A 23,949-nucleotide genomic window follows, 5' to 3' on the forward strand; every position below is an offset into this window, starting at 1 on the left:
ACTTTAAGAGACAGTCCTAAATTAACACACAAAAAAACCACTTCAAACGAAGTGGTTTTTTAATATCAAATAATTTTATAATTTTTCTTCTATATATTCCTGAATTTTATTCGTAATAATTGGAACCGCTATCATAATCAATCCAGAAATTAAAATTTTTGTAATTCCCTTCATTGGATATTTTTTTGAAGCTTTATCTCCAGCCCAATTTAATGCACTTTCAACTTTAGAAGAAGTAAAACTTGTATCGGATTTTAAGTTTGTTACAAGATTAACTGCTTTATTTACAAATGAATTTTCATGTTTATTTTCAGCAACTTTCATTTGTAATTTTAGTTTACGTTTTGCCATTCGCAAATCGTCTAAATTTTTTATCGCAGACATTTGTTCTTTATTCTTCATCGTCGTCTTCGTCATCTTCCTGGTTAGACATAGCTTCCATCGCGTTTTCTACGGCAATATTTGTCAAGAAAAGTTTTAATTTCTTTCTAAATAGAATAGAAAAAACCATCATTAAGAAATAAATTCCAGTTACAGCAAGAAAACCTAATCCTGTATCATTAAAATAACCTCCCAAAATAAATCCTAATGCTAAACTTCCTAATAATAATAGAAACAAAGAAAATACGGCAATAATTAATACATAAATACCGCTCGCCAACATATTACTCAGCGAATCTACGAGATCGTATTTAGCTAAAGTTATTCTATTATTAATATAAACTTTTAGTTCATTAAACATAAAATTGATTTATTTCAGACAAAGTTAATTATAAATTTTAAGGAATGTTGTATTTCGGAGAAATTAAACTCCTACGTTTTCTTGAAATTCGTCTTTTAAATCTTCTTTTGTTTGGTTTGCTTTAGATTTTAAATCTTTTCCAGCTTCTTTCGCTTTTGCTACAAACTCGTCTTTTTGTTCTGCTAATTTTGATTTTACTTCGTCTAATTTAGCTTCTAATTCTTTTTTAGTTTTTTTCGCTTTATCAGAAAAATCATTCGCGTATTTGTCTAACTCTTTTTTGTATTTGTCAGCTTCTTTTTTTAATTTTTTGCGAGTGTCTTTCCCTGATTCTGGTGCATATAATAAACCTACTACTGCTCCGATTGCTGTTCCGATTGCTAAACCTGCTAATAATTTAGTTGCATTATTTAATTTACTCATAATAAAGTTTTTTTTGAGATTAAACGTTTTTTATATTTACACTTTAAAATTACAAAAACAATACCAAAGAATTCAAATCAAATTTAAAAAATTACAATAAATGTTAATATTATCTGAAAAATCACAAAATATGCCAGCTTCTCCAATCAGAAAGTTGGTGCCATACGCAGATGCAGCGAAAAAAAGAGGAACGAAAGTTTATCACTTAAATATTGGACAACCTGATATTGAGTCGCCAAAAGCTGTTTTAGAAGGATTGAAAAATTTTCCTTCAAACATTATTTCTTATACGCACTCAGAAGGAACGTTGGAATATCGTCAGGCTTTGGCAGATTATTTTACAAATCGTGGAATCGAATTAACGCCAGAAAATTTTATTGCAACATTAGGAGGTTCGGAAGCTTTATTATTTATTTTCGGAATTATTGCAAATCCAGGTGATGAAATTATTATTCCAGAACCTTTTTATGCAAATTATAACGGATTTACATGTGAAAATGATGTAAATATTGTTCCTGTTCCATCTACAATCGAAAATAATTTTGCTTTACCATCTGTTGAGGAGTTTGCGAAAAAAATTACGGATAAAACACGTGCAATTTTAATTTGTAATCCTGGAAATCCAACTGGATATGTATATTCGAAAGAAGAATTAAATCAATTAAAAGAATTAGTTCTTAAACATGATATCTATTTAATTTCGGATGAAGTTTATGCAGAATATTTATATACAGAAGAAGAATTTACATCTGTTTTAAGTTTTCCAGAACTGAAAGATAATGCAATTGTAATTGATTCAGAATCGAAACGTTTTTCTTTATGTGGAGCACGTTCTGGAGCTTTGATTACGCGTAACGAGAAATTCTTAAAAGCTGCAATGTTATATGCACAGGCACGTTTAAGCCCTGTTGAAATTTCTCAATACATTGCAACTTTAGCACACAGAAATGTTGGAACCTATTTCGAAGATTGTCGTACAGAATATTTAAAACGTCGCAATACATTAGTTGCAGGTTTACAGCAAATTCCGGGTGTGGTTTGTCCAAATCCAAAAGGAGCTTTCTACTGTATGATTCAATTACCAGTTGATAGCGCAGAGAAATTTGCAATTTGGTTATTAGAATCTTTCTCGTCAAACGGAGAAACAGTAATGTTGGCGCCAGGAGCAGGATTTTATTCAACTCCGAATTCAGGAATTCAAGAAGTTCGTTTGGCTTATGTTCTGAAAGAAGAAGATTTGGTTCGTTCTGTCGAAATCTTGAAAGAAGCTTTAGAACAATATCCAGGAACAATTAGATCATAAGAAAAATAAGAAGATGGAAATCATCGAAAATTATTCATTAAAATTATATAACACATTCGGAATAGAAGCAAAAGCAAAATATTTTGCTGATGTTGCGACTATTCAAGATTTGCGAAAAGTGTTGGTCTTTCGTCGTCAAAAAGATTTACCGATTTTATTTATTGGTGGAGGAAGTAATATGCTTTTTGTAGATGATTTTCCAGGAATTGTGTTAAAATTGAATTTGAAAGGAATCGAAATTATCAACGATGATGATGATTTTGTGTACGTGAAAGCGCAAGGAAGCGAGAATTGGCACAATTTTGTTGAATGGACGTTGCAAAATGATTTTGGAGGATTAGAAAATCTTTCGTTGATTCCTGGAAATGTTGGTACGGCGCCGATGCAAAATATTGGTGCGTATGGCGTTGAGGTTAAAGATTATATCGAAGAAGTTCAAACATTAGTTTTAGGAACGGGTGATGAACGTACTTTTACAAATGAAGAATGTCATTTTGGTTACCGCGAATCTGTTTTCAAAAATGAATTGAGAGGACAATACGTTTTGGTAGCTGTTACATTTAAATTGACGAAGAAAAATCATAAACTTCATGTAGAATATGGTGCAATAAAATCTGAATTAGAAAAGGAGCAAATTTTTGATCCAACCATTCAAGAAATTAGTGCAGCTGTAATCAAAATTCGTCAAAGTAAATTACCAGATCCTTCGCAGATTGGTAATTCAGGAAGTTTCTTTAAAAACCCTGTCATTTCGAATGAAGAATTTACTGAAATAGAAAAACTTCATCCAGAAATTTCTCATTACAAAACTGATTCAGGTGTTAAATTAGCCGCAGGTTGGTTGATAGAACACGCAGGTTGGAAAGGAAAACGTTTTGGTGATGCGGGAGTTCACGATAAACAAGCTTTGGTTTTGGTGAATTATGGCAATGCAACTGGACGCGAAATATATGATTTATCTGAGCGAATTATAGAAGATGTGAAAGCTAAATATAGCGTAACATTGGTTCGAGAAGTCAATATTATACAATAAATTAAATCCCGCTGAAAAGCGGGATTTTTATTCTTCTTCTTTATTGATTTTTAATTTAGAAATTCCAATTATTAATATAATTCCGAATGCTATGTATAAAAGTTTTTCGAGAATATTTGTTACTATATTTAGTTCATAAATTGAAACACCAAGATATTCTTTTATAGATAATCTTATTATTGATAATAGTAATATAGAAATTGTTATGAAAATTAGATAATTACTAAAACTTATTTTTTTTCCGTGAGCAACAATAGAAATAATTAATAATAAAATATCGAATACGAAGTGAAGGACTAAAATTACTTTAGTATACAAAATTAAAAAATCCGGATCCATATATTTATTTATAATTTGTAATAATCTCCACAATTTTATCCAAACCATCGGTTAAAGCAGCAGGACCAGGTTGTAAAATCAATTCAGATTTTATTTCGTATAAATGATTTTGTTGAATAGCTTTTACGTTTTCGAAACCAATTCGTTGTTTTACTTTTTCGGGTTTGAACATTTTACCACACCACGAACCGATAATAATATCAGGATTTCGTTCAATCACTTGTTCATCCAACAAAATACGATCTTTAGCTAAAGCTTTATTTTTGAGTTCTGGAAAAGCTAATTTTCCACCAGCAATTTCTATCAAATCATTAACCCAAGCGCTTCCCGAAATAATTGGTTCGTCCCATTCTTCAAAAAATACTGTTGGGCGATAGGGAAGAAGAGTTGCTTGTTGTTTTACTTCTTCGAGTTTCTTTTCGTAAAATTCGACTAATTTTAATCCTTTATCTTGGCAACCAATCAATGAAGTAAATTGCACAATCATATTTAAAATTTCATCAACTGTTCGGTGATTAAAGATAAACACATTGATTCCTCTTCTAATTAATCCTGCTGCAATATCTGCTTGTAAATCCGAATATCCTACAACTAAATCTGGTTTCAAATTGATGATATCTTCAAATTTAGCATCTAAAAAAGTTGAAACTTTAGGTTTTTCTTTTCTTGCTTGTGGCGGACGATAGGTAAAACCACTAATTCCTACTAAACGATGTTGTTCATTAATGTTATACAGAATTTCAGTTCCTTCTTCGGTTAAGCAAACAATGCGTTGAGGATATCGATTTGATGACATTTTGGCTTGATGTTAAATTGATGTGAGGTATAAAAATAAGAAATTCATACCATTTGTATGATATGAATTTCTTTTGAAAAAACTATGAGTAAAAATGTTAGTTAACTAAAACTCCAAATTCGGATCCAGCAGCGTAATCTTGTCCATTCTGAGAACTTAAAGCTGTGAAACGGATATATCTTCCGCGAATTGGTTTGTCGAACAAAATTGTTTGCAGTTTAGTGTTTTTCTCGAAAGAACCTTCTTTGATAGGGTTACTCCAATTTTTTCCGTCTAAACTAATCTGAATTCTATAATCTTTTATATTTCCATTAGCTCCATCTTGACGAGGTAAATATGTAAATCCTTTAATCATCTTGAATTCTCCTGCATCAAAATCAACCCAATGAGGATATTGCGCAACAGTGACAGAATACATCGTATGCCAAATAGAGCTTGGATTACGATCTACAAGATTTGCAGCATCTCCTTCTCCAGTTTCTTGACTTGAAGCAAAAACAACTTGTAACGGAATCGTTTCTATTTTAGTAAATTTTGAAGAAACTTTAATGTTCGGATTATTTTTATCCCAAGTAACAATTGTATTCGCATCTCTCAATTTGAAAGGTTCTGTATACTTCGTTTCTTTTCCATTCCCGATTTTGTAATACAAATCTGCATGTTGATTTTGGCTCAAAATTGTAACTTCCCCAATTTTGTTTCGTGTAATAAGAAGTGGAGAATCTCCTGCTCCTTTTACTTTTGCTTGCGTTGAATAATTATTGCTTTGAACAGGACGAATAATAAATCCAAAAGTTGTTGCGTTTGGTTTTACACGATCTTGTTCTAATGGTGGTCCTTGCCCACAACTATTTCCTCCAAGCCCTGTAACACCAGCATCTAAATGCATATACGTTCCATTACTTTTTGGTAATTGATAGAAATGAGGCGTTTGCGTTAATTCTAATTCGCTCCAAGGCAAAACAGAAGTTGACATCAAATCTTTGCTTACAAAAACAACCCCATTTCCAGAAGTATCAGTTAAAGAACTCCATCTAACTTCCTCATTATTACTCATACTTTGCGGATTTGGCCACGGTACAAACTGATCTTTCACTGTACTTTTATGAAATTCAATATTCTGAGCGGTTTTACGATCTGCATAATTATTAATCGGACCGCGTCCGTAATAGTTGTAATTGCTCAAATTTTCTGGTAATTTCAATTCATAACCTAAACGCGCTAAAGCAAGCGATTCGTCATTTGAAGTAATACTTGACGATAATTCGATTGAACCATCTGGATAAATCGTCCAAACTTGATTTGAAGTAAATTTGAAATCATTTTCCCCAAATACTTGGTCTTTGTGTTCTTCGATCTTATATGTTCCAGAAGTACCTCCTAAAAGTGATGCGCTATTTGGCGCTTGTGATTCTACAACATACGATAATACAATTGCGCCATCTTTTCTTGTGTAAGAAGTTGATGATAAAACTTTGTGTTTTAAATTATGTAAACCTTTTTGAAACCATTGCTGATACGCCCAGTTGTCATTATCCATTGGTGCACGATAAGCATCTAATTTTGGACCGTCACCATCTTTAATAATCGTTTGGTTATTATAATTTAAACTATAAATAGTTCCAGTTTGATTATCAAATTTTACAGCGAAACCATTTCCACTAATTGTTTTTAGTTTTTCTGAATCTGTTATGGTAATTTGATTTGTTTTTTGAACTTCTTGAATTGTCGGAATTTGTTCTGCAGCTTTCACAAAAATTTGTTCTTCCATTTGAACATAATCTTTCTTCGCCCACAATTGATCATGATTTTGCTTGAATTGAATTTTTACAAAATACTCTGATGTAGGTTTTAATTTTGATTGATTAATTGGTAAACGAACGATTTGTTTTTCGCGAGGACTAATGATTTTTTTAGGCTCAATAAAAGCTGTACTTCTTTCAATTTCGATTCCATCTTCGTATAAAGCCCATTCTGGCGTGTAATCTTCTAACGAAATGAAATAATTTTTATTAAAAATTTCGATTTCACCATTCAAGATATTTGCAGGTTTTACACCAACATTTTGATAGACTTTTTTAACTTCCCAGTAAGAAGGTTTTTCCTTTAAATCAGCGAAAACTAATCCATTGTTTACAAACGTTCCGTCATTTGGTTTATCCCCGAAATTACCTCCGTAAGCGAAGAATTTTTCGCCTGTCTTTTTATCATAATAATACATTGCTTGGTCAACCCAATCCCAAATAGCACCTCCCATAAAGAAGTTGGTAGATTCCATTGCTTCCCAATAATCTATCAGATTTCCAGCTGCATTTCCCATTCCATGCGCATATTCAGAAATATGGAAAGGATATTTTAACTTATAATTTCCTTGTACAGCACCACGAACCCAATTGATAGAAGGGTATTGATTAGATCCCATATCAACAATTGCATTATTTCGCTCGTATTGAACAGGACGAGAAGTATCAATTTTTTTGATTGCATTGTAGGCTTCAACAAAATTATTTCCAGGACCAGCCTCATTTCCTAAAGACCAAATAACGATAGAAGGATGATTGATTGTTGCATGAACCATCTCTACATTACGTGCCACGTGCGCATCTCTCCACTCTTTTGGATGAGAGATTGAAGCTTCACCGTAGTAATATTGGTGACTTTCTACATTGGCCTCGTCCTCTAAATAAATCCCATATTTGTCGCATAAATAATACCAATAAGGATCATCTGGATAATGTGAGTTACGAACATGGTTAATATTTGCACGTTTCATCAACTTAATTTCTTCTTCCATCTGTTGACGTGTCACAACTTTTCCTTTTTCAGGATTTGTTTCGTGGCGGTTAACACCTTTCAGTTTTACTGTTTTTCCATTTACATAGAAATAACGTCCAGCCAAACCAAACTCATCATCTTCAGCTTTTGTATCTTTAATTTCAACCTTTCTAAATCCTACATTCGTCGAAACTGTTTCGATTGTTTTGTTCTTTACATCTTTTAATTCTCCAACTAACGTATAACGATAAGGACGCTCTGCTGACCAAAGATTTGCATTCTTTAGTTATAGTTTTAGTTTGTAAATAGATGAAGAATTAGGATTGATTGTAACTGCATCAGAATTGATAATATATTCAGTTGTTGCAATTTTTTCAGTTTCGTCGCTGTATAATTTATTTTGATAAAGTGTATAAGCAATTTTATAACCTTTTGCGACTTTATTTGATAAATTTCTAATATCAGCCGAAATATTTAGTTCATCATCTTTATAGTTATTCGTTACATCAGGAATTACAACCAAATCTCTAACTTGGATTTTCGGTTTTGATGTTAATGAAACTGTACGAAAAATTCCTGGCAATCTAAACATATCTTGTGCTTCTAAGAATGAAGCGTCAGAATTCCTATAGACTTCAACTGCTACAGAATTTTCACCTTTTTTATTTAGATAAGGTGTAATGTTAAATGAAGCTAAATTTCTAGAATTTTTAGAAAAACCAACATATTTTCCATTAATCCATAAGTAGAAAAATGAATCTACTCCATCAAAATTCATGTAAATATCACGTCCATCCCAATTTTTAGGAACATCGAATGTACGTTTATACGAACCAACTTCATTTCTATAAATATATGTTGTCCAATCTTTGTTAGGCTCTCTCATTACACCGCCTTTCCAATCATCAACTTTTACAGCATGCTGAAAAATAACTTTTTGATTGACATAAATTGGAACACCATATTTTAAATCTCCATTTTTCTGAATTCCAAAAATATTCCAACTCATCGGGACAGGAACATCAGCCCAAGAAGAGGTATCAAAATTGTTTTCGTAAAAATTTTTCGGTCTTTCGTTTGGGTTTTTTACCCAATTAAATTTCCAAGTACCATTCAAATTCATCCAATATGGACTATTTTCTGGTAAAAGTTTTACAGCTTGATTTTGATTCTCAAAAGAGAAAAAATAGCTTTTAGGTAATTCTTTGTTGAAGGATAAATTCATTGGCGATTCCCATTCGTTACCGTCTGGAGAATCTTTCGTTCCGTAATTGAAGCCCCCTAAATTATGAGTAAAAGGATTTTCAATTGGCGGATTTATTTGTGCAAAAGTTGTCTGAACAACAAGTGCAGAAACAATAACTTTACTGTATTTTGTTATAAGATTCATTTTTCAATAAGCATTTTTAATCACGTGTTAAACAAATATAGTCTAGATTATTAAATGATTATGCTTATTTGAAGAAGTAAAAATAAGGTGATAAAATTGTAAATAATTGTTTTTTAATCTTATGAATGATTAATGATTTTTTTTCTGAAATAAATAGAATTATAGAAAAATTTTAATTTGATTAAAAGAATTGTTTAAAAAGTATTATTGTAAAAAAAGACCACTTGCAAAAGTGGTCTTTAGATTAAGTTTTCAGCTTAAATTATATATTTTTTGAATTTGCACAGCTGTAATTAACTGGACCATCGTTTGGAATATCTTTTAAAATATCTAATAAATAATCCCAGAATTTTTGTACAGAAGCAATTTCTACTTTTTCGTCAGGAGAGTGAGCACCAGAGATGTTTGGACCAAAAGAAATCATATCCAAACCTGGATAATTTGTTCCAATAATTCCGCATTCTAAACCTGCGTGGCAAGCCACAACTTTTGGTTCTTCTCCAAATTTTGAAACATAAATTCCTTTCATCAATTCTAAAATTTCAGAATGAGTATTTGCTTTCCAACCTGGGTAAGAACCAGAGAATTTAACCTCAAAACCACCTAATTCGAAACCAGCTTTTAATGTTTGTGCTAATGCTTCTTTACCTGATTCTATAGAAGAACGCGTTAAACATAAAACACGAGCGTTTCCGTCAATAACTTCTACGCGAGCCACATTGTTAGATGTTTCTACTAAACCTTCAACATCTGGACTCATTCTGTAAACACCATTGAAAGCTGCCATAATTGTTTGAACAAAAACTTTAGAATCTTGTGCTGACATTGCATCAGTTGCATCAGTTGGTTCTAGTGTAATCACCATTTTAGGTTCTTTCGTTTCATATTCTTCAATGATTTCTGTACGTAAAGTTTCGTAAGACGCTTTGAAAGCATCTACTTTATCCGCAGGAATCACAACTTTAGCCCAAGACTCGCGAGGAATAGCGTTACGTAAACTTCCACCTTCCATATGAGCGATTTGTAAACCAAATTCAGTTGCAGCATTTAATAAACGAGCAATTAATTTGTTCGAATTTCCTAAACCTTCGTGAATTTGCATTCCAGAGTGTCCACCGTTCAAACCTTTTAATGTTAAGGTAAAAGCAGTTCCGTTAGTAGCTTCTGTAGTGTAAGCTTTTGTCGCCGTTACATCAACACCACCAGCGCAACCAATGTCTAATTCATCATCTTCTTCGGTATCTAAGTTCAACAAGATTTTCCCAGATAAGAATCCAGCTTTCAAACCTAAAGCACCAGTCATTCCAGTTTCTTCGTCAATTGTAAAAAATGCTTCAATAGCTGGATGAGGAATATCTTTCGATTCTAAAATAGACATAATTGTCGCAACTCCAATTCCGTTATCTGCACCTAAAGTTGTTCCATTTGCTGTAACAAATTTATCATCTTCAATGTACATTTCAATTCCTTGTGTTTCAAAATCGAATGTTACATCGTTATTTTTTTGACAAACCATATCCAAGTGCGATTGCATGATCACTTTTTTACGGTCTTCCATTCCTGGATAAGCAGCTTTTTTGATTAAAACATTTCCTACTTCGTCCGTTTCGACAGGTAAACCTAAATCTTCACCAAATTTGATGATGAACTGACGTACTTTTTCTTCTTTCTTAGAAGGTCTTGGAACTGAATTCAATGCTGAGAAGTTTTTCCAGATTGCTTTTGGTTCCAAATTAAGAATATCGTTATTCATTGTTTGTTTTTTATTGTTCCTCAAAGTTACGGAATTGCGACAATATAGTTTTATTAAAGAAGTTTTAAATTTTTTTGATTCTCAACCAACCTTTTTATTTTTTTATGAATCATATTATTATAAATGAAAAAATAAAAACGTGATGTAATACGAAAAATACTATTTTTAAATAACACTAATGATTCATGAAGAAATTAACACTATTTACAATTTTGACTTTACTCAGTGCAGTATTGTTGAATGTTTTTGTTTTCAAGAAAACTTTCAATGATGACTCAGAGAAGATAATCGCTGAAACAAATCAATATAAACATCCAATAAATTCGATTGAAATGACTGAACAAAATAATCAGGATTTAGAATTTTTGAAAATGATGTTAAAAGATAATCGTATTGTTTTTTTGGGTGAAGGTATACATCAAGATGGACAAACTTTTAAAGCCAAATCACGCTTGATAAAGTATTTGCACGAAAATTTGGATTACAATGTTGTCTTGTACGAAGCTGGACAATATGATATGTGGATAACCAACCAAGAAATGGAAAAAGGAACTTTAGGTGTTGGAAAAGATTCGATTGCGGGACTTGGTATGTTTAATTTTTGGTGGGATAATAAAGAAACTCAACCTCTAAATAACTATTATTTACAAACTAAGAAAACAAATAATCCAATCACATTAGGTGGTTTTGATATGCAATATTCTGGTGATTTACTGACAGAAATTTTAAATAATGGGTATTTAAGACGTATAAAATTATTAAGAGAGTTTTTAGCGAATCAAAATATATCTTTATATGATTACCCTTTTTTAAATCAAAATATTGATAATCTTACAATTTTTAGATATAAAAAATTTACTGAAGCTACATATAAAAAAAATGAAATTACTCAACTCCTTAAAGAGTTACAATCGATTTCATTACGAATATCAAGGCTTCCAAAAACTGAAGAAACTAAAATCTATTCACGTTATCTGAAAGATATTAAAAACCATATTCAGAAAAATTTGATGTATAAATCTGGAACTAAGGAAAGTATGAATTTTAGAGATTCTTTGATGGTAGAGAATTTAATTTATCAATTGGATTCTCTTTATCCAAATCAGAAAGTAATTATTTGGTCGGCGAATGTACATGCTTACAAAAAATATTATCCGAATAATTTTAAACCATTGGGACAATATATCAAAGAAAAATACAAGAACCAATCGTATGCAATTGGTTTTACTTCGTATGGCGTTTATAATCCTCTGAAACAAATAATTAATACACCTAATAAATATGCGGTAGAGAATGCATTTCATCAACTTAATCAGCCTTATTTCTTTTTAGATTTTAGTCAAATTCCGAATCAATCTGCACTAAAATCTGAGTATTATTCAGTTATAGATCAAGGAATGAATGTAAAAGCAAAATGGAGTGACTTTGTAGATGGAATTTTTTACATCGATGTTAATCAAGAACCAACACCACTAAAAGAAGAGAAATAATGAAAAGTATAGAAATAAAAGATTTGAATTTTAGTTTCGGGTCAAAACAAATATTAAATCAAGTTAATCTTAATGTTCCGAAAGGAAGTATTTATGGCTATTTGGGGCGAAATGGAGCAGGAAAATCGACAACAATAAAATTGCTTTTAGGATTATTGAATTCGAATGAAGATACTATTTTCTTGAATGAGTTGAGTATCAAAAAACATCCTATTAAGATTCATGCTTTAACAGGTAATTTGATTGAAGCGCCTTGTTTTTACACAAAATTGACTGTTTATGAAAATTTAAAATACTTAGATGTAATTTATCAAAAAGGTGAGGAGCGAATTAGTGAAGTGTTAGATTTGGTTGGTTTGTTGTACGCGGAACATTATAAAACATCTGATTTATCGATGGGAATGAAACAACGTTTGGGAATTGCAATAGCGATTTTTCATGATCCAGAAATTTTGATTTTAGATGAACCTCTTAATGGATTGGATGCACAAGGAATTTATGAAATGCGCGAATTGTTTTTGAGGTTGAATGCATCAGGTAAAACGATTTTTTTGTCAAGTCATATTTTAAGTGAATTAGAACGAGTTGCTACGCATATTGGAATTATAGAAGGAGGAAAGATGATTTTTGAAGGCAAAAAAGAAGAATTACTTGGGAATGTTGTTCGTAAAGTTGCTATAAAAATAAATGATGCAGAGAAAGCAAAACAACTTTTTGAAAATGTAATAATTGAAGATAACGTCATGCATTTTGAAATTGAAAACGATGATGATTTTCATCAAAAAATACAACAATTAATTCAGCATAACATTAAAATTTATGATGTTCAGTCTGAAACAGCTAATCTTGAACAAATTTTTATTAACCTAATTCAACACTAAAATGACAAATACATTTTATAAAGCATTTGCTTCCGAACTATATAAATTATCAAAAAACAAAGAAATTTTTGGTGTATTATTTTTACCAACTTTAGTCGTTTTAGGTGTTTTTTTCTATTTAATTTATAAAGTACCAATGGAACCTATTGCTTTGAATCCGTGGTACGGTTTTTTAGGACGATATGTTTTTATGTTTTTCTATATGCTATTTCCAGTTTTAATTGCTGTGTTTGTGCATTCATGTTGCGATGTAGAATATAAGAACAACAATTATAAATTGTTATTTACACTGCCCATTTCACATGCTAAAATTTATTTAGCCAAAGCTTTATTTATTTTAATTATAGTCAGTTTTTCTGTTGTTGGGGCTTATGTGTTTTTTCTATTAAGTGGATATTTATTACAATTTATTTCACCAAATTATGGTTTTCAGAATTTTGATTTTAGAGAAATTGCTTTTTACACTTTTTTCAAATTATGGATTGGATATTTAGCTGTATCTATGATACAATTTGCTTTGAGTTTATTCTTCAGAAGTTTTATTTATCCAGTAGGTTTTTCTCTATTTGTAACTGTTTTTTGTTCTGTGATTAGTAGTAAAAAGTTTGCAGATTTCATTCCTTATTCAAGTTCTCCAAAATCATTTGATAACTTAATGAATCAAATAGCATCTTTAGAAAGATTAGATTATATCAACCTTATATACAATATTTTCTTTTTAGGGTTGAGTTACTTTATCTTTATAAGAAAGAAAAATCTATAAAGCAAAAAATCCCTTGAATTCAAGGGATTTTTTAATGTATACTTTTTATATTTATCTTGTAGAAGGCATAGGAGATTCTTTGTCTACAACTGGTCTATTTTCGACGTTTGCTAAAATCCAAATTGTATTGAAAGCTAATTTTGTACGACGCGTCAATAAATCATATTCAATTTTGTCTGGTGTATCGCCTGGTTTGTGGTAATCATCGTGCACACCATTAAAGAAGAAAACAGACGGAATGTTATGTTTCGCAAAATTATAGTGGTCAGAACGGTAATAAAAACGATTTGGATCATCTGGCGTATTGTAACGCATATCTAAATTAATTCCTAATCCATCATTTGCTGCTAAAACAGCTTTGTGTAAATCAGAAGACAACATTTCAGAACCAATTACATAAACAAAGTCTCTTGTTTGTTCATTATGTTCGTAGTCTACTCGACCAATCATATCAATGTTAACATTTGCAACTGTGTTTGCAAGAGGAAAAATTGGATGTTCTGAATAATATTTAGAACCTAATAATCCTTTTTCTTCACCAGAAACATGTAGCAATAAAACCGAACGTTTTGGACGAATTCCTTTCTTCTCAGCTTCGCGGAAAATACGACCAATTTCCATTACAGCAACAGTTCCAGAACCATCATCATCAGCACCAGCATATAATTTTCCATCTTTTATTCCTTCGTGATCATAATGTGCCGAAATCACCACAATTTCTTCTGGTTTTTCTGATCCTTTGATGAATCCCATCACATTTCTCATTTGACCTTTTACTCGGTTAAAAGTTCCAGCAGGAATAATTTGGAAATAATTATTATTTGGTCCATTAATTCCTAATTCTTTGTAATAATTAGAGATATAGTTTCCCGCTTTTATTTCGCCTTCAGTTCCAGCATTTCTACCTTCCATATCAGGCGCAGCAATGATGTAAAGCTGTTTTTTTAATTCAGCTTCAGAAATTTTGTCTGTATATTTTACAAGACTCTTTTGATATTTCTCCTGAGAAATTGGTTTTGTAGAATCACAACTTACTAAAGTAGCAGTTAAAGCAATTGCAAATAAAAATTGTTTCATGTTAATTTTTTGAATTAAATTTAAAATTAATCTAACCAAGCAGAATAAAAAAGAAAATTTGAATAAAAAACCAATATTTATACGGATTCTATCCGAATTTGGGATTGTCTTTTTTATATTTGCCCGTTTTTAAATAAATTATGTCACAATTATTCAGAAAAAAATCTGTCGAATCCATTTTAGCAGAATCTGCAAAGAACACGACTACAATGAAAAGAACTTTAGGTGTTCGAGATTTAACAGGTTTTGGTATCGCCGCAATTGTTGGAGCTGGTATTTTTAGTACTATTGGTCGAGCAAGTTTTGAAGGTGGACCAGCAGTTATCTTCCTTTTTATTTTTACGGCAATTGCCTGTGGTTTTACAGCTTTTGCTTATGCAGAATTTGCTTCGTTAGTGCCTGTTTCGGGTAGTGCGTATACCTATAGCTATGTTGCATTTGGAGAATTATTTGCTTGGGTAATTGGTTGGGCATTGATTATGGAATATGCGATTGGGAATATTGTGCTCGCGATTTCGTGGAGTGATTATTTTACCACCTTGCTCTCCGGAATGGGATTACATCTGCCAGAATGGATGACAATGGATTATTTTACGGCGAGAGAAGGTTTTGAATTTGTTTCGAATGAGTTAGCGAAAGGTAAAACATTAGAAGGAATTGCGAATTCGCCTTATGCGCAAGAGATTCCAAAATATTTAGCCTTTAAAGATGCTCCATATTTAGGATTTAATTTAGTGGTGGATATTCCTGCATTAATCATTACTTTTTTGATTACAGCTTTGGTTTATCGTGGAATTAATGAATCGAGAAAAGCAAGTAATGCAATGGTTGTGTTAAAATTAGCTGTGGTACTTTTGGTAATTGTGGTTGGTGCTTTTTATGTGAATCCAGATAATTGGAATCCTTTTGCACCGAATGGAGTAGGAGGTGTTTTGGCTGGAGTTTCGTCTGTTTTTTACGCTTATATTGGGTTTGATGCGATTAGCACAACTGCGGAAGAATGTAAAGATCCGAAGCGAGATTTGCCTCGTGGAATTTTTGCGTCTATCATTATTTGTACTGTTTTATATGTGCTGATTGCTTTAGTAATTACGGGAATGGTTCATTATTCTGAATTGAATGTTGGAGATCCTTTGGCGTATGTTTTTGATAAAATTCAAGATTTAAAGTGGTTGGCAGGAATTATTGCTTTTTCGGCTGTAGTAGCGATGGCGAGTGTATTTATTGTTTTTCAAATTGGGCAACCTCGTATTTGGATGACAATGTCTCGTGATGGTTTATTACCAAAGAAATTTTCTACTATTCACCCGAAATTTAAAACACCTTCTTTTGCAACTATTTTTACTGGATTTGTAGTTGGAGTTCCTATTTTATTTACAGATTTGGAATTGGTTGTTGATGCTTGTTCTATTGGAACTTTGTTTGCTTTTGTGTTAGTTTGTGCTGCTGTACTTCGTATGGATGCCGATCCAAATGCGAAAAGAGGAAATTTTAAAACGCCTTTTATCAATGCAAAATACATTATGCCAATTGTAACTGCCGTGATTGTATTTTTATGCGCAACAACATTTAAAGATGATTCGATTGATTTCTTTACGAATAAACCGCAACCTATGCCAATTGAACATTTTGTAAATTCGTTATCGCCAAAAGAATTAAAAGATTCTTATGCAACAATTAATGAATTAACAGGATCTGAAATTGAATTTTTGGATGATTATTTGGCACAATTATCTCCAGAACAATATAAATCTACTTTGAGCAAATTACCAGTTTACGAAGATAAGAAGATGGAAAAAGGATGGGATGTTTTCAAACACAAAATTCCAATGATTCTATTCTTAATGATTTATGTTTTTATGGTAGTTAGAACATTTTTCAAAAGAACTTCTATTATTCCGTTAGCTGGTATGTTGTGTTGTTTTTATATGATGGCGCAATTAGGATTGAAAAACTGGATGATTTTCTTGATTTGGATTGCAATTGGTTTAACAATTTATTTCACTTACGGTTATAAACATAGTAAGTTGAGAAATGTTTAAACTTACAATAAACAATAAAAGATCCGATTATAATCATTTATAACCGGATCTTTTTGTTTCTATCAGTTATATTTGCAGAAATTTAACCCTATGAAAAAAATTCTATTGAGCCTGTTTATTTTAGGTTCTTTTTATGTTTCTGCGCAAGATATTGATATAAAAAAAGGAAAAGTTCTATTTGATAAAAAAGAAGTTGCATTAGTTGAAGGAAAAAAACGTGTTTATACGTTGTCAGATATACAAAATAAACCAATTTTATCTATTGAATATAAAGCTGAACCATATCCATATGGTGGTAATAAAATTTGGTTTAGATTGATTGATTTAACATCAAATCAGTCTAATGATTTTGAAACAGATATGAAAGGTTTCTCTTTATTTAATTTAGAAAAAGATATTGTGAAAACCTTTTCAAATGGACAATATAAGATTATTACTTCAAATGGAATAGATCAATCTATTGTACAACAAATTTTGCAACTTGATAAAAGAGATATACAAGAGGAATATAATAATGAAATTTTAGATTATAATAAATTATTAGATGAATTAACAGAATTAGTGAAATCTAATGGGATTTATTTTGACAATAAAGGAATTATATATCAAAATAACATTAAAATTGGACAAATATTGTATTCTCCTTCTGGATTTTCTGTAGATAATTATACTTTAGTTGAAAATAATAATTATAAAGTAGGTGAATTTGGAGGAAATTCTTTAGAAATTAGTGACTTAAATAAAGTTTATTCATTAAAATTAAAAGAATTAGAAAACCCATTAAAAGATAAAAGTTCAAGAGATATAAAGAATAATAAATTTTTTACCCAAATTGTAGGATTTGCTTTAAAAAATGGTTTTGCTTTAAATACTCAACTTCAAATAAAAAATTCAACAGAGGAAAGGGTTGATTATCAGAATAAAATTGCAGAAGCTAAAGCAAATTCTTCCAATTTATATGATGTCCCAGGTTTTCTTATTGACGAAAAAGGAAATAAGGTTGCTGGTAAACTTTCGATTAATTTTGAAAATGCAACAAGTAAAGTTGAAAAAAGCAATATAGAATCTTTACCTGAAAATTACGGTAAATCAGTTTATGTAAAAGCTGTAAATGAGAAAGGGAAAGAAAAATCTACACGATATAAATCAAACACAGGAGCAAAATTCTGTACAGATTCAGGAGATTGTTATATAGGTTTGAAAACGATTGGTAATGTTTTTAATTCAATTGGAAATGTAATGAGTTTAAGCACTGATTTTTCATATTTCTATAAAATTTTAAATGAAGATAACGGATTTCTTATTTTAGAAGAACCGTCTAATAATAAACTTTATATAAAAATACCTAATCAAGAAAAAGCGCTTTATTTAGGAAATAATAATGATGATAAATTGGAAAAAAATTTCAACGAATACATAAAATGTAGTTTAAATGTGACGGATTTTGACTTAAAATCTGTAGATGGAATCAAAACCTTTTTTGAAAAATATAAAACGACTTGTAAATAGTATGAAAAGCGATTCAATTTTGAATCGCTTTTTTTATTAAATTTATTTTCTCAAATAAGTTAGATAACTTCTTTATTTCGACGCAAAACTTTACCTTTGTCCTATAAATTTGACGACAAATGTTTAGAACTCATACTTGTGGTGAATTAACACAAGCCAACATTAATGAAAAAGTCACGTTAAGCGGTTGGGTATCAACGTTACGTGACAAAGGTTTTATGATGTGGATCGATTTACGTGATCGCTATGGAATCACACAAATCATCTTAGATGAAGAACGTTCTTCGAAAGAATTATTTGAAACTGCTCGTCATTTAGGACGCGAGTTCGTAATTCAAGTTACAGGAACTGTAATCGAAAGAGCTTCAAAAAATCCAAACATTCCAACAGGGGATATTGAAATCTTAGCAGAAAACATTACAATTTTGAATGAATCTGCATTGCCTCCATTTACAATCGAAGATAATACAGATGGTGGAGAAGATATCCGTATGAAATATCGTTATTTAGATATTCGTCGTAATCCAGTAAAAGAAAAATTAATCTTCCGTTCTAAAGTTGCGCAGGAAGTTCGTAAATATTTAGATGCACAAGAATTTGTAGAGGTTGAAACTCCAGTTTTAATTAAATCTACGCCAGAAGGTGCGCGTGATTTCGTGGTTCCATCTCGTATGAATCCAGGTGAATTTTATGCGTTACCACAATCGCCACAAACATTCAAACAATTATTAATGGTAGGAGGTTTAGACCGCTATTTCCAAATTGTAAAATGTTTCCGTGACGAAGATTTACGTGCAGACCGTCAACCAGAGTTTACACAAATTGACTGTGAAATGTCGTTTGTTGAACAAGAAGATATCATGAATGTTTTCGAAGGTTTAGCAAAACATTTATTACATACTTTCAAAGGATTAGAATTTGAACAATTCCCACGTATGACATTTGCAGAAGCAATGCGTCGTTATGGAAATGATAAACCAGATATTCGTTTTGGAATGGAATTCGGTGAAATCACAGACTTAGCTAAAGGAAAAGATTTCAAAATCTTTGATGAACAAGAATTAATTGTTGGTATTGCTGCGGAAGGTTGTAATGCTTACACACGTAAAGATATTGATAAATTAATCGAATGGGTTCAACGTCCACAAATTGGGGCAACTGGTCTTGTTTGGGCGCGTTATAATGAAGATGGAACATTTAAATCTTCTGTAGATAAATTTTATTCGCAAGAAGATTTAGCAGCTTGGGCAGAGCGTATGAACGCAAAACCAGGAGATTTAATGTTGGTGATGTCTGGTAATACAAACAAAGTTCGTGCGCAATTATCGGCTTTACGTATGGAAATCGCAGAGCGTTTAGGATTACGTAATCCAGAAGTTTTTGCTCCATTATGGGTTGTAGATTTTCCTTTATTAGAATGGGACGAAGAATCTGAAAGATATCACGCGATGCACCATCCATTTACTTCTCCAAAACCAGAGGATATGGAATTAATTGCGACTAATCCAGGTGAAGTTCGTGCAAATGCATATGATTTAGTTTTAAATGGGAATGAAATCGGTGGAGGTTCTATTCGTATTTTCGATAAAGAAGTTCAAGCAAGAATGTTCGAATTATTAGGATTTACGCCAGATCAAGCAGAAGCGCAATTTGGTTTCTTAATGAACGCTTTCAAATATGGTGCGCCACCTCATGGAGGTTTAGCATTCGGTTTTGATCGTTTTGTATCGATTTTAGATGGTTCAGAAACAATTCGTGATTACATAGCATTCCCTAAAAATAATTCGGGTCGCGATGTCATGATTGATGCACCTTCTCCAATTGATCAAACACAAATGGATGAACTGAATATTGCGTCAACATTTGTTGCAAAATAAAAAGAAAAATTTTCTATAAATATTAAAGACTACTTATTTAAGTAGTCTTTTTTTATTGATTAATTTTAAATTACATGACAATTTTTAAATGTAGAAGCAAAACCTTTGCTGTATCTTTGCAATTGTAAATAGAGAATAAATTGGAATTAAAAGAGCATTTAAGGCGTAATATCAAATTAGCATTTCCTGTAATGATTACTCAAATGGGGCAAATTTCTGTCAACATTATTGATAACATTATGGTTGGTGGTTTAGGTGGAAAATATGATAATATAGAAGATGAGGTTTTGGGGAAAACAGCTTTAGCAGCAGCTTCTTTAGGAAATTCATTATTTTTTGCGGTTTTAGTATTTGCTTTCGGATTTAGTTTTGCGTTGTCACCATTGATTGCGGCAGAAGATTCGAAAGGTGATAAAAAAATGGCTGCAAATTATTTTTCGCACAGTTTGGTCTTAAATATTACGTTATCAATCGGTTTATTCTTATTGATTACATTCCTAAAACCGCTGATGTTCTACATGGGACAACCCGCTGATGTAGTAGAAAAATGTATTCCATATCTTACGATTATGACATTTTCGATGATACCGTTGATGATTTTTCAAACGTTTCGTCAATTATCAGAAGGTTTATCTTTAACGATTCCTGTTACAATTGCAACTGTATTGAGTAACGTGATTAATATTACGTTAAATTATGGTTGGATTTATGGAAACTGGGGATTCCCACGTTTAGAAGTCGCTGGTGCAGCTTGGGGAACATTCGTTGCGCGTTTGGTAATGATGATTTTCTTAATTCTTGTTTTATTTAATTTTAAGAAAACGAAATCTGTATTACAAGAAGTTCAATTTAAGGCAAGTAATTTTCAGAAAGCTATTTTCAGAAAAATTGCTGGAATTGGAATTCCAACCGCGTTAACTTCTTTCTTCGAAATGAGTGCATTCTCTTTGGCAGCCTTTGTTTGCGGTTATACATTTACAAATTCTATTGCAGATCAAGAATTAGCTAAAGTAAATTTAGCAGCGCATCAAATTGCGATAAATTTAGCTTCCACAACTTTTATGATGTGTACAGGAATTGGAGTTGCAGCAACGGTTCGTATCGGAAATCAATTAGGTTTAAAAGATTACAAAACCTTACGAGAAGCAGGTTGGTCTTGTATTTTAATGGTATTATCATTTATGATTTTGTGCGGAATTTTATTCATTATTTTCCGTTATCAATTACCAACAATTTATTTAGACAATCCAGACGTTATCAATTTAGCTGCATCATTATTAATTATTGCCTCGCTTTTCCAAATGTCAGATGGCGTTCAATTGGTATTATTAGGTGCTTTGAGAGGAATGACCGATGTTAAAATTCCTTCTATTTTAACGTTTATTTCATATTGGTTAATCGCAATTCCGATTGGTGTAGTCTTAGCAATTGTATTCGAAATGCGTGCGTTTGGAATGTGGATTGGTTTAGGAACTGGTTTAACAGCTTCGGCAGTGTTTTTGATGATTCGTTACAATCGTCAAACAAAGAAAATGATTAGGGAAAATCCTAATGCAGAAATAATTTTAGAAGATAAATTAAAAAATATATAAAATGGAATTACCAAAATTTTTATTGGCTGATAACTCAACAATGCCAGACAAAATCTTTATTTTACATACAGATTATCCTCGTTTTTTATTAGATGTAGAAACTGACGATATCGAGTGGTTTGAAGATATTTCTGAAGAAGAAGATAACGAAGAATTTAATACTGAAATCGCAAATTTAATTGAAGACGCTTTAGATTTTTATGATCAAGAAATGTCTTTGTTAGATGACGAAGAGTAAGTCTTGAATTAATAAAATTTCCATATTTTTATTGGTGTAGGATTTACACTAAAATAATTTTATATGCTTGCATTATAATTTTTTTATTAGTATTTTGCAACTAAGAAAATTATTCAAAACCATGGAAATAAAAAGATTATTTGATTTTCCACAAAATCAATTAGAAAATAATCCTCGAGAAGATGCATTGGTGTCTAAAGTGAACGGAACCTGGGTAAAAACATCTACACAAGAATACGTTGCCAAAGCAAATGCATTTAGTCGAGGATTATTACAATTAGGAATCAAGCCACAAGATAAAATTGCAATAGTCACTTCAACTAATCGTACCGAATGGAACATCTGTGATATCGGTATTCAGCAAGTTGGCGCGATTTCCGTTCCGTTATATCCAACACTTTCCGAAGACGATTTTGATTATATCTTAAACAATGCTGAATGTAAATTTATCATTGTTTCTGATAAAGGTTTATATGATACAGTTGTAGCTGTAAAAGATAAAGTGTCAACATTGGTTGGGATTTATAGTTTTGATGAAATTGCTGGAGTTCCAAATTATAAAGAAATTTTAGATTTGGGTGAAGATAATTCAACGCAACATGAAGTTGATAGTATCAAAGAGATGATAAAACCATCTGATATGGCGACTTTGATCTATACTTCAGGAACAACAGGTCGTCCGAAAGGTGTTGTATTAACGCACGAGAATATCGTTTCTGATGTTTTAATGTCCGTTGATCGTATTCCGGATTTTCCAAATCATGCAATTGCATTGAGTTTTCTTCCGATTAATCACGTTTTCGAACGTATGTTGATTTACTTGTATCAACATTTGAGCATCGGAATTTGGTATGCAGAAAGCATCGATAAATTAGGAGATAATATGAAAGAGGTGAAACCGCATGTGATGACGGTTGTGCCTCGATTAGTAGAAAAAGTTTACGATAAAATTTACAATACAGGTGCTTCTGCAGGAGGTCTTAAAACAAAAATTTTTATGTGGGCTTTAAGCCTTGTTGAAGATTACGATCCTTACAATCCAAAAGGTGGATTATTTGGTTTGAAACATTCAATTGCAAAAAGTTTGGTTTTCAGTAAATGGAAAGAAGGAGTTGGTGGTAATTTAGTATGTATGGTTTCGGGATCTGCGCCTTTAGCAGCACGTTTGAATCATATTTTCTGGGGTGCTGGAATTCCTATTTTAGAAGGTTATGGTTTGACAGAAACTTCTCCCGTAATTTCGGTGAATTGTATGAAGAAAGACGGTTTTGGAATCGGAACTGTTGGTGCACCATTAAAAGGAATCGAGGTTAAAATTGCAGAAGACGGAGAGATTTTAGTCAAAGGTCCTAACGTTACACAAGGTTATTACAAAGATCCTGAAAAAACTGCTGAAGCATTCACGCCAGATGGTTATTTTAAAACGGGTGATATTGGAGTTCTTGAAAGAGGTTTACTTAAAATTACTGATCGTAAAAAAGAGATGTTCAAAACTTCTGGAGGTAAATATATTGCGCCTCAAATCATCGAAAATAAATTCAAACAATCTCGTTTTATCGAGCAAGTAATGGTTGTTGGAGAAGGAGAGAAGATGCCTTGTGCGATTATTCAACCTAATTTCCAAGTGTTGAAAGATTATTTACGTATCAAAGGAATTGCTGAGCCTGCAACGAATGCAGATTTGATTAAAGAACCTGCAATTTTAGATATTATTGGTCGTGAAATTGAAAAAATGAATCAAGGTTTGGGACATTGGGAACAAATCAAAAAGTTCGAATTAACGCCTGATGAATGGACCATTGATGATGGATTATTAACGCCAACATTAAAATTGAAACGTAAAAATGTGCTAGCTAAATATCAAGATTTATACAATAAATTATACGATAAAAAGTAAATAAAAAAGAAATTAAAAAATCCCTTCAA

Annotated in this window: 20 protein-coding genes and 1 pseudogene; 11 read left to right on the forward strand and 10 right to left on the reverse strand. The window is 31.6% G+C overall.

Features of this window, described 5'->3' with window-relative positions; translation table 11 throughout:
- Window positions 1–75: 75 nt before the first annotated feature.
- The 3 genes from B4J88_RS11650 to B4J88_RS11660 form a co-directional block, all read right to left on the reverse strand.
- Window positions 76–402, reverse strand: a complete 327-nt coding sequence (locus tag B4J88_RS11650) for a hypothetical protein (RefSeq protein WP_115000004.1) — start codon at window positions 400–402, stop codon at window positions 76–78.
- On the reverse strand, window positions 392–742 hold the full coding sequence (locus B4J88_RS11655; RefSeq protein ID WP_219034203.1) for a phage holin family protein: 351 nt from the start codon (window positions 740–742) through the stop codon (window positions 392–394). Before B4J88_RS11655 ends, B4J88_RS11650 begins: the two co-directional genes overlap by 11 nt.
- Window positions 743–805: 63 nt before the next feature.
- Entirely contained in the window at window positions 806–1,165 is a 360-nt protein-coding gene (locus B4J88_RS11660) for a YtxH domain-containing protein (RefSeq protein ID WP_125350224.1), read from the reverse strand.
- A gap of 100 nt (window positions 1,166–1,265) precedes the next feature.
- On the opposite strand from B4J88_RS11660, the gene B4J88_RS11665 reads away from it, so the two are divergent.
- The gene (locus tag B4J88_RS11665; RefSeq protein WP_286511710.1) at window positions 1,266–2,468 is read left to right on the forward strand and encodes a pyridoxal phosphate-dependent aminotransferase; all 1,203 of its coding nucleotides are present in this window, start codon (window positions 1,266–1,268) and stop codon (window positions 2,466–2,468) included.
- Window positions 2,469–2,481: 13 nt separating this feature from the next.
- Window positions 2,482–3,501 (forward strand): UDP-N-acetylmuramate dehydrogenase, encoded by a 1,020-nt coding sequence (murB, locus tag B4J88_RS11670; protein WP_291067703.1) that lies wholly within the window; start codon window positions 2,482–2,484, stop codon window positions 3,499–3,501.
- 27 nt (window positions 3,502–3,528) lie between these two features.
- Here the strand turns inward: murB and B4J88_RS11675 are convergent, their stop codons facing one another.
- The 6 genes and pseudogenes from B4J88_RS11675 to B4J88_RS11700 all read right to left on the reverse strand — a co-directional run bounded on the left by B4J88_RS11675 (window position 3,529) and on the right by B4J88_RS11700 (window position 10,554).
- Complete coding sequence (locus B4J88_RS11675; RefSeq protein ID WP_219034206.1) at window positions 3,529–3,840, reverse strand: hypothetical protein; 312 nt, start codon at window positions 3,838–3,840, stop codon at window positions 3,529–3,531.
- Between the two features lie 4 nt (window positions 3,841–3,844).
- Window positions 3,845–4,636: a cobalamin-binding protein gene (locus B4J88_RS11680; RefSeq protein WP_291067704.1), complete on the reverse strand. Its 792-nt coding sequence runs from the start codon at window positions 4,634–4,636 to the stop codon at window positions 3,845–3,847.
- A 97-nt stretch (window positions 4,637–4,733) separates the two neighbouring features.
- The gene (locus B4J88_RS11685; protein WP_291067705.1) at window positions 4,734–7,535 is read right to left on the reverse strand and encodes a glycoside hydrolase family 2 TIM barrel-domain containing protein; all 2,802 of its coding nucleotides are present in this window, start codon (window positions 7,533–7,535) and stop codon (window positions 4,734–4,736) included.
- 57 nt (window positions 7,536–7,592) lie between these two features.
- Window positions 7,593–7,682: pseudogene (locus B4J88_RS11690) on the reverse strand (hypothetical protein); the annotation flags it as partial.
- A gap of 15 nt (window positions 7,683–7,697) precedes the next feature.
- The gene (locus B4J88_RS11695; protein WP_291067706.1) at window positions 7,698–8,801 is read right to left on the reverse strand and encodes a sugar-binding domain-containing protein; all 1,104 of its coding nucleotides are present in this window, start codon (window positions 8,799–8,801) and stop codon (window positions 7,698–7,700) included.
- A gap of 262 nt (window positions 8,802–9,063) precedes the next feature.
- Window positions 9,064–10,554, reverse strand: a complete 1,491-nt coding sequence (locus B4J88_RS11700) for an aminoacyl-histidine dipeptidase (protein WP_291067707.1) — start codon at window positions 10,552–10,554, stop codon at window positions 9,064–9,066.
- 185 nt (window positions 10,555–10,739) lie between these two features.
- Between B4J88_RS11700 and B4J88_RS11705 the strand changes: the two genes are divergently transcribed.
- Genes B4J88_RS11705 through B4J88_RS11715 form a run of 3 tightly spaced genes read left to right on the forward strand, consistent with a single transcriptional unit; the run spans window position 10,740 to window position 13,688 of the window.
- The gene (locus tag B4J88_RS11705) at window positions 10,740–12,044 is read left to right on the forward strand and encodes an erythromycin esterase family protein (RefSeq protein ID WP_291047075.1); all 1,305 of its coding nucleotides are present in this window, start codon (window positions 10,740–10,742) and stop codon (window positions 12,042–12,044) included.
- Complete coding sequence (locus B4J88_RS11710; RefSeq protein WP_286495568.1) at window positions 12,044–12,925, forward strand: ABC transporter ATP-binding protein; 882 nt, start codon at window positions 12,044–12,046, stop codon at window positions 12,923–12,925. Before B4J88_RS11705 ends, B4J88_RS11710 begins: the two co-directional genes overlap by 1 nt.
- A gap of 1 nt (window position 12,926) precedes the next feature.
- A complete protein-coding gene (locus B4J88_RS11715; RefSeq protein ID WP_291067708.1) occupies window positions 12,927–13,688 on the forward strand; it encodes an ABC transporter permease in 762 nt (253 codons plus the stop codon).
- Between the two features lie 51 nt (window positions 13,689–13,739).
- On the opposite strand, the gene B4J88_RS11720 is transcribed toward B4J88_RS11715, so the two are convergent.
- Window positions 13,740–14,765 carry a M28 family peptidase gene (locus tag B4J88_RS11720; protein WP_280049540.1) on the reverse strand — a complete coding sequence of 342 codons (1,026 nt, stop codon included), beginning with the start codon at window positions 14,763–14,765 and terminating at the stop codon, window positions 13,740–13,742.
- Window positions 14,766–14,905: 140 nt separating this feature from the next.
- Between B4J88_RS11720 and B4J88_RS11725 the strand changes: the two genes are divergently transcribed.
- The 6 genes from B4J88_RS11725 (at window position 14,906) to B4J88_RS11750 (ending at window position 23,920) form a co-directional block, all read left to right on the forward strand.
- The gene (locus B4J88_RS11725; RefSeq protein ID WP_221855381.1) at window positions 14,906–16,807 is read left to right on the forward strand and encodes an amino acid permease; all 1,902 of its coding nucleotides are present in this window, start codon (window positions 14,906–14,908) and stop codon (window positions 16,805–16,807) included.
- Between the two features lie 90 nt (window positions 16,808–16,897).
- On the forward strand, window positions 16,898–18,316 hold the full coding sequence (locus B4J88_RS11730; RefSeq protein ID WP_286495566.1) for a hypothetical protein: 1,419 nt from the start codon (window positions 16,898–16,900) through the stop codon (window positions 18,314–18,316).
- 119 nt (window positions 18,317–18,435) lie between these two features.
- Window positions 18,436–20,193 (forward strand): aspartate--tRNA ligase, encoded by a 1,758-nt coding sequence (aspS, locus tag B4J88_RS11735; RefSeq protein ID WP_286495565.1) that lies wholly within the window; start codon window positions 18,436–18,438, stop codon window positions 20,191–20,193.
- A gap of 140 nt (window positions 20,194–20,333) precedes the next feature.
- Window positions 20,334–21,785, forward strand: a complete 1,452-nt coding sequence (locus B4J88_RS11740) for an MATE family efflux transporter (protein ID WP_115001065.1) — start codon at window positions 20,334–20,336, stop codon at window positions 21,783–21,785.
- A 1-nt stretch (window position 21,786) separates the two neighbouring features.
- Window positions 21,787–22,023 carry a hypothetical protein gene (locus B4J88_RS11745; protein WP_038336082.1) on the forward strand — a complete coding sequence of 79 codons (237 nt, stop codon included), beginning with the start codon at window positions 21,787–21,789 and terminating at the stop codon, window positions 22,021–22,023.
- Between the two features lie 121 nt (window positions 22,024–22,144).
- Window positions 22,145–23,920 carry an AMP-dependent synthetase/ligase gene (locus tag B4J88_RS11750; RefSeq protein ID WP_291067709.1) on the forward strand — a complete coding sequence of 592 codons (1,776 nt, stop codon included), beginning with the start codon at window positions 22,145–22,147 and terminating at the stop codon, window positions 23,918–23,920.
- The last annotated feature ends 29 nt before the right edge of the window (window positions 23,921–23,949 follow it).

The sequence above is a fragment of the Empedobacter sp. UBA5036 genome, from assembly GCF_002415215.1.
Classification (GTDB): Bacteria; Bacteroidota; Bacteroidia; order Flavobacteriales; family Weeksellaceae; genus Empedobacter; species Empedobacter falsenii_B.

Excerpts from the sequence above, each read along its gene's own strand:
- B4J88_RS11650 (WP_115000004.1), bottom strand. The coding sequence starts at position 402 with ATGAAGAATAAAGAACAAATGTCTGCGATAAAAAATTTAGACGATTTG.
- B4J88_RS11655 (WP_219034203.1), bottom strand. The coding sequence starts at position 742 with ATGTTTAATGAACTAAAAGTTTATATTAATAATAGAATAACTTTAGCT.
- B4J88_RS11660 (WP_125350224.1), bottom strand. The coding sequence starts at position 1,165 with ATGAGTAAATTAAATAATGCAACTAAATTATTAGCAGGTTTAGCAATC.
- B4J88_RS11665 (WP_286511710.1), top strand. The coding sequence starts at position 1,266 with ATGTTAATATTATCTGAAAAATCACAAAATATGCCAGCTTCTCCAATC.
- murB (WP_291067703.1), top strand. The coding sequence starts at position 2,482 with ATGGAAATCATCGAAAATTATTCATTAAAATTATATAACACATTCGGA.
- B4J88_RS11675 (WP_219034206.1), bottom strand. The coding sequence starts at position 3,840 with ATGGATCCGGATTTTTTAATTTTGTATACTAAAGTAATTTTAGTCCTT.
- B4J88_RS11680 (WP_291067704.1), bottom strand. The coding sequence starts at position 4,636 with ATGTCATCAAATCGATATCCTCAACGCATTGTTTGCTTAACCGAAGAA.
- B4J88_RS11695 (WP_291067706.1), bottom strand. The coding sequence starts at position 8,801 with ATGAATCTTATAACAAAATACAGTAAAGTTATTGTTTCTGCACTTGTT.
- B4J88_RS11700 (WP_291067707.1), bottom strand. The coding sequence starts at position 10,554 with ATGAATAACGATATTCTTAATTTGGAACCAAAAGCAATCTGGAAAAAC.
- B4J88_RS11705 (WP_291047075.1), top strand. The coding sequence starts at position 10,740 with ATGAAGAAATTAACACTATTTACAATTTTGACTTTACTCAGTGCAGTA.
- B4J88_RS11710 (WP_286495568.1), top strand. The coding sequence starts at position 12,044 with ATGAAAAGTATAGAAATAAAAGATTTGAATTTTAGTTTCGGGTCAAAA.
- B4J88_RS11715 (WP_291067708.1), top strand. The coding sequence starts at position 12,927 with ATGACAAATACATTTTATAAAGCATTTGCTTCCGAACTATATAAATTA.
- B4J88_RS11720 (WP_280049540.1), bottom strand. The coding sequence starts at position 14,765 with ATGAAACAATTTTTATTTGCAATTGCTTTAACTGCTACTTTAGTAAGT.
- B4J88_RS11725 (WP_221855381.1), top strand. The coding sequence starts at position 14,906 with ATGTCACAATTATTCAGAAAAAAATCTGTCGAATCCATTTTAGCAGAA.
- B4J88_RS11730 (WP_286495566.1), top strand. The coding sequence starts at position 16,898 with ATGAAAAAAATTCTATTGAGCCTGTTTATTTTAGGTTCTTTTTATGTT.
- aspS (WP_286495565.1), top strand. The coding sequence starts at position 18,436 with ATGTTTAGAACTCATACTTGTGGTGAATTAACACAAGCCAACATTAAT.
- B4J88_RS11745 (WP_038336082.1), top strand. The coding sequence starts at position 21,787 with ATGGAATTACCAAAATTTTTATTGGCTGATAACTCAACAATGCCAGAC.
- B4J88_RS11750 (WP_291067709.1), top strand. The coding sequence starts at position 22,145 with ATGGAAATAAAAAGATTATTTGATTTTCCACAAAATCAATTAGAAAAT.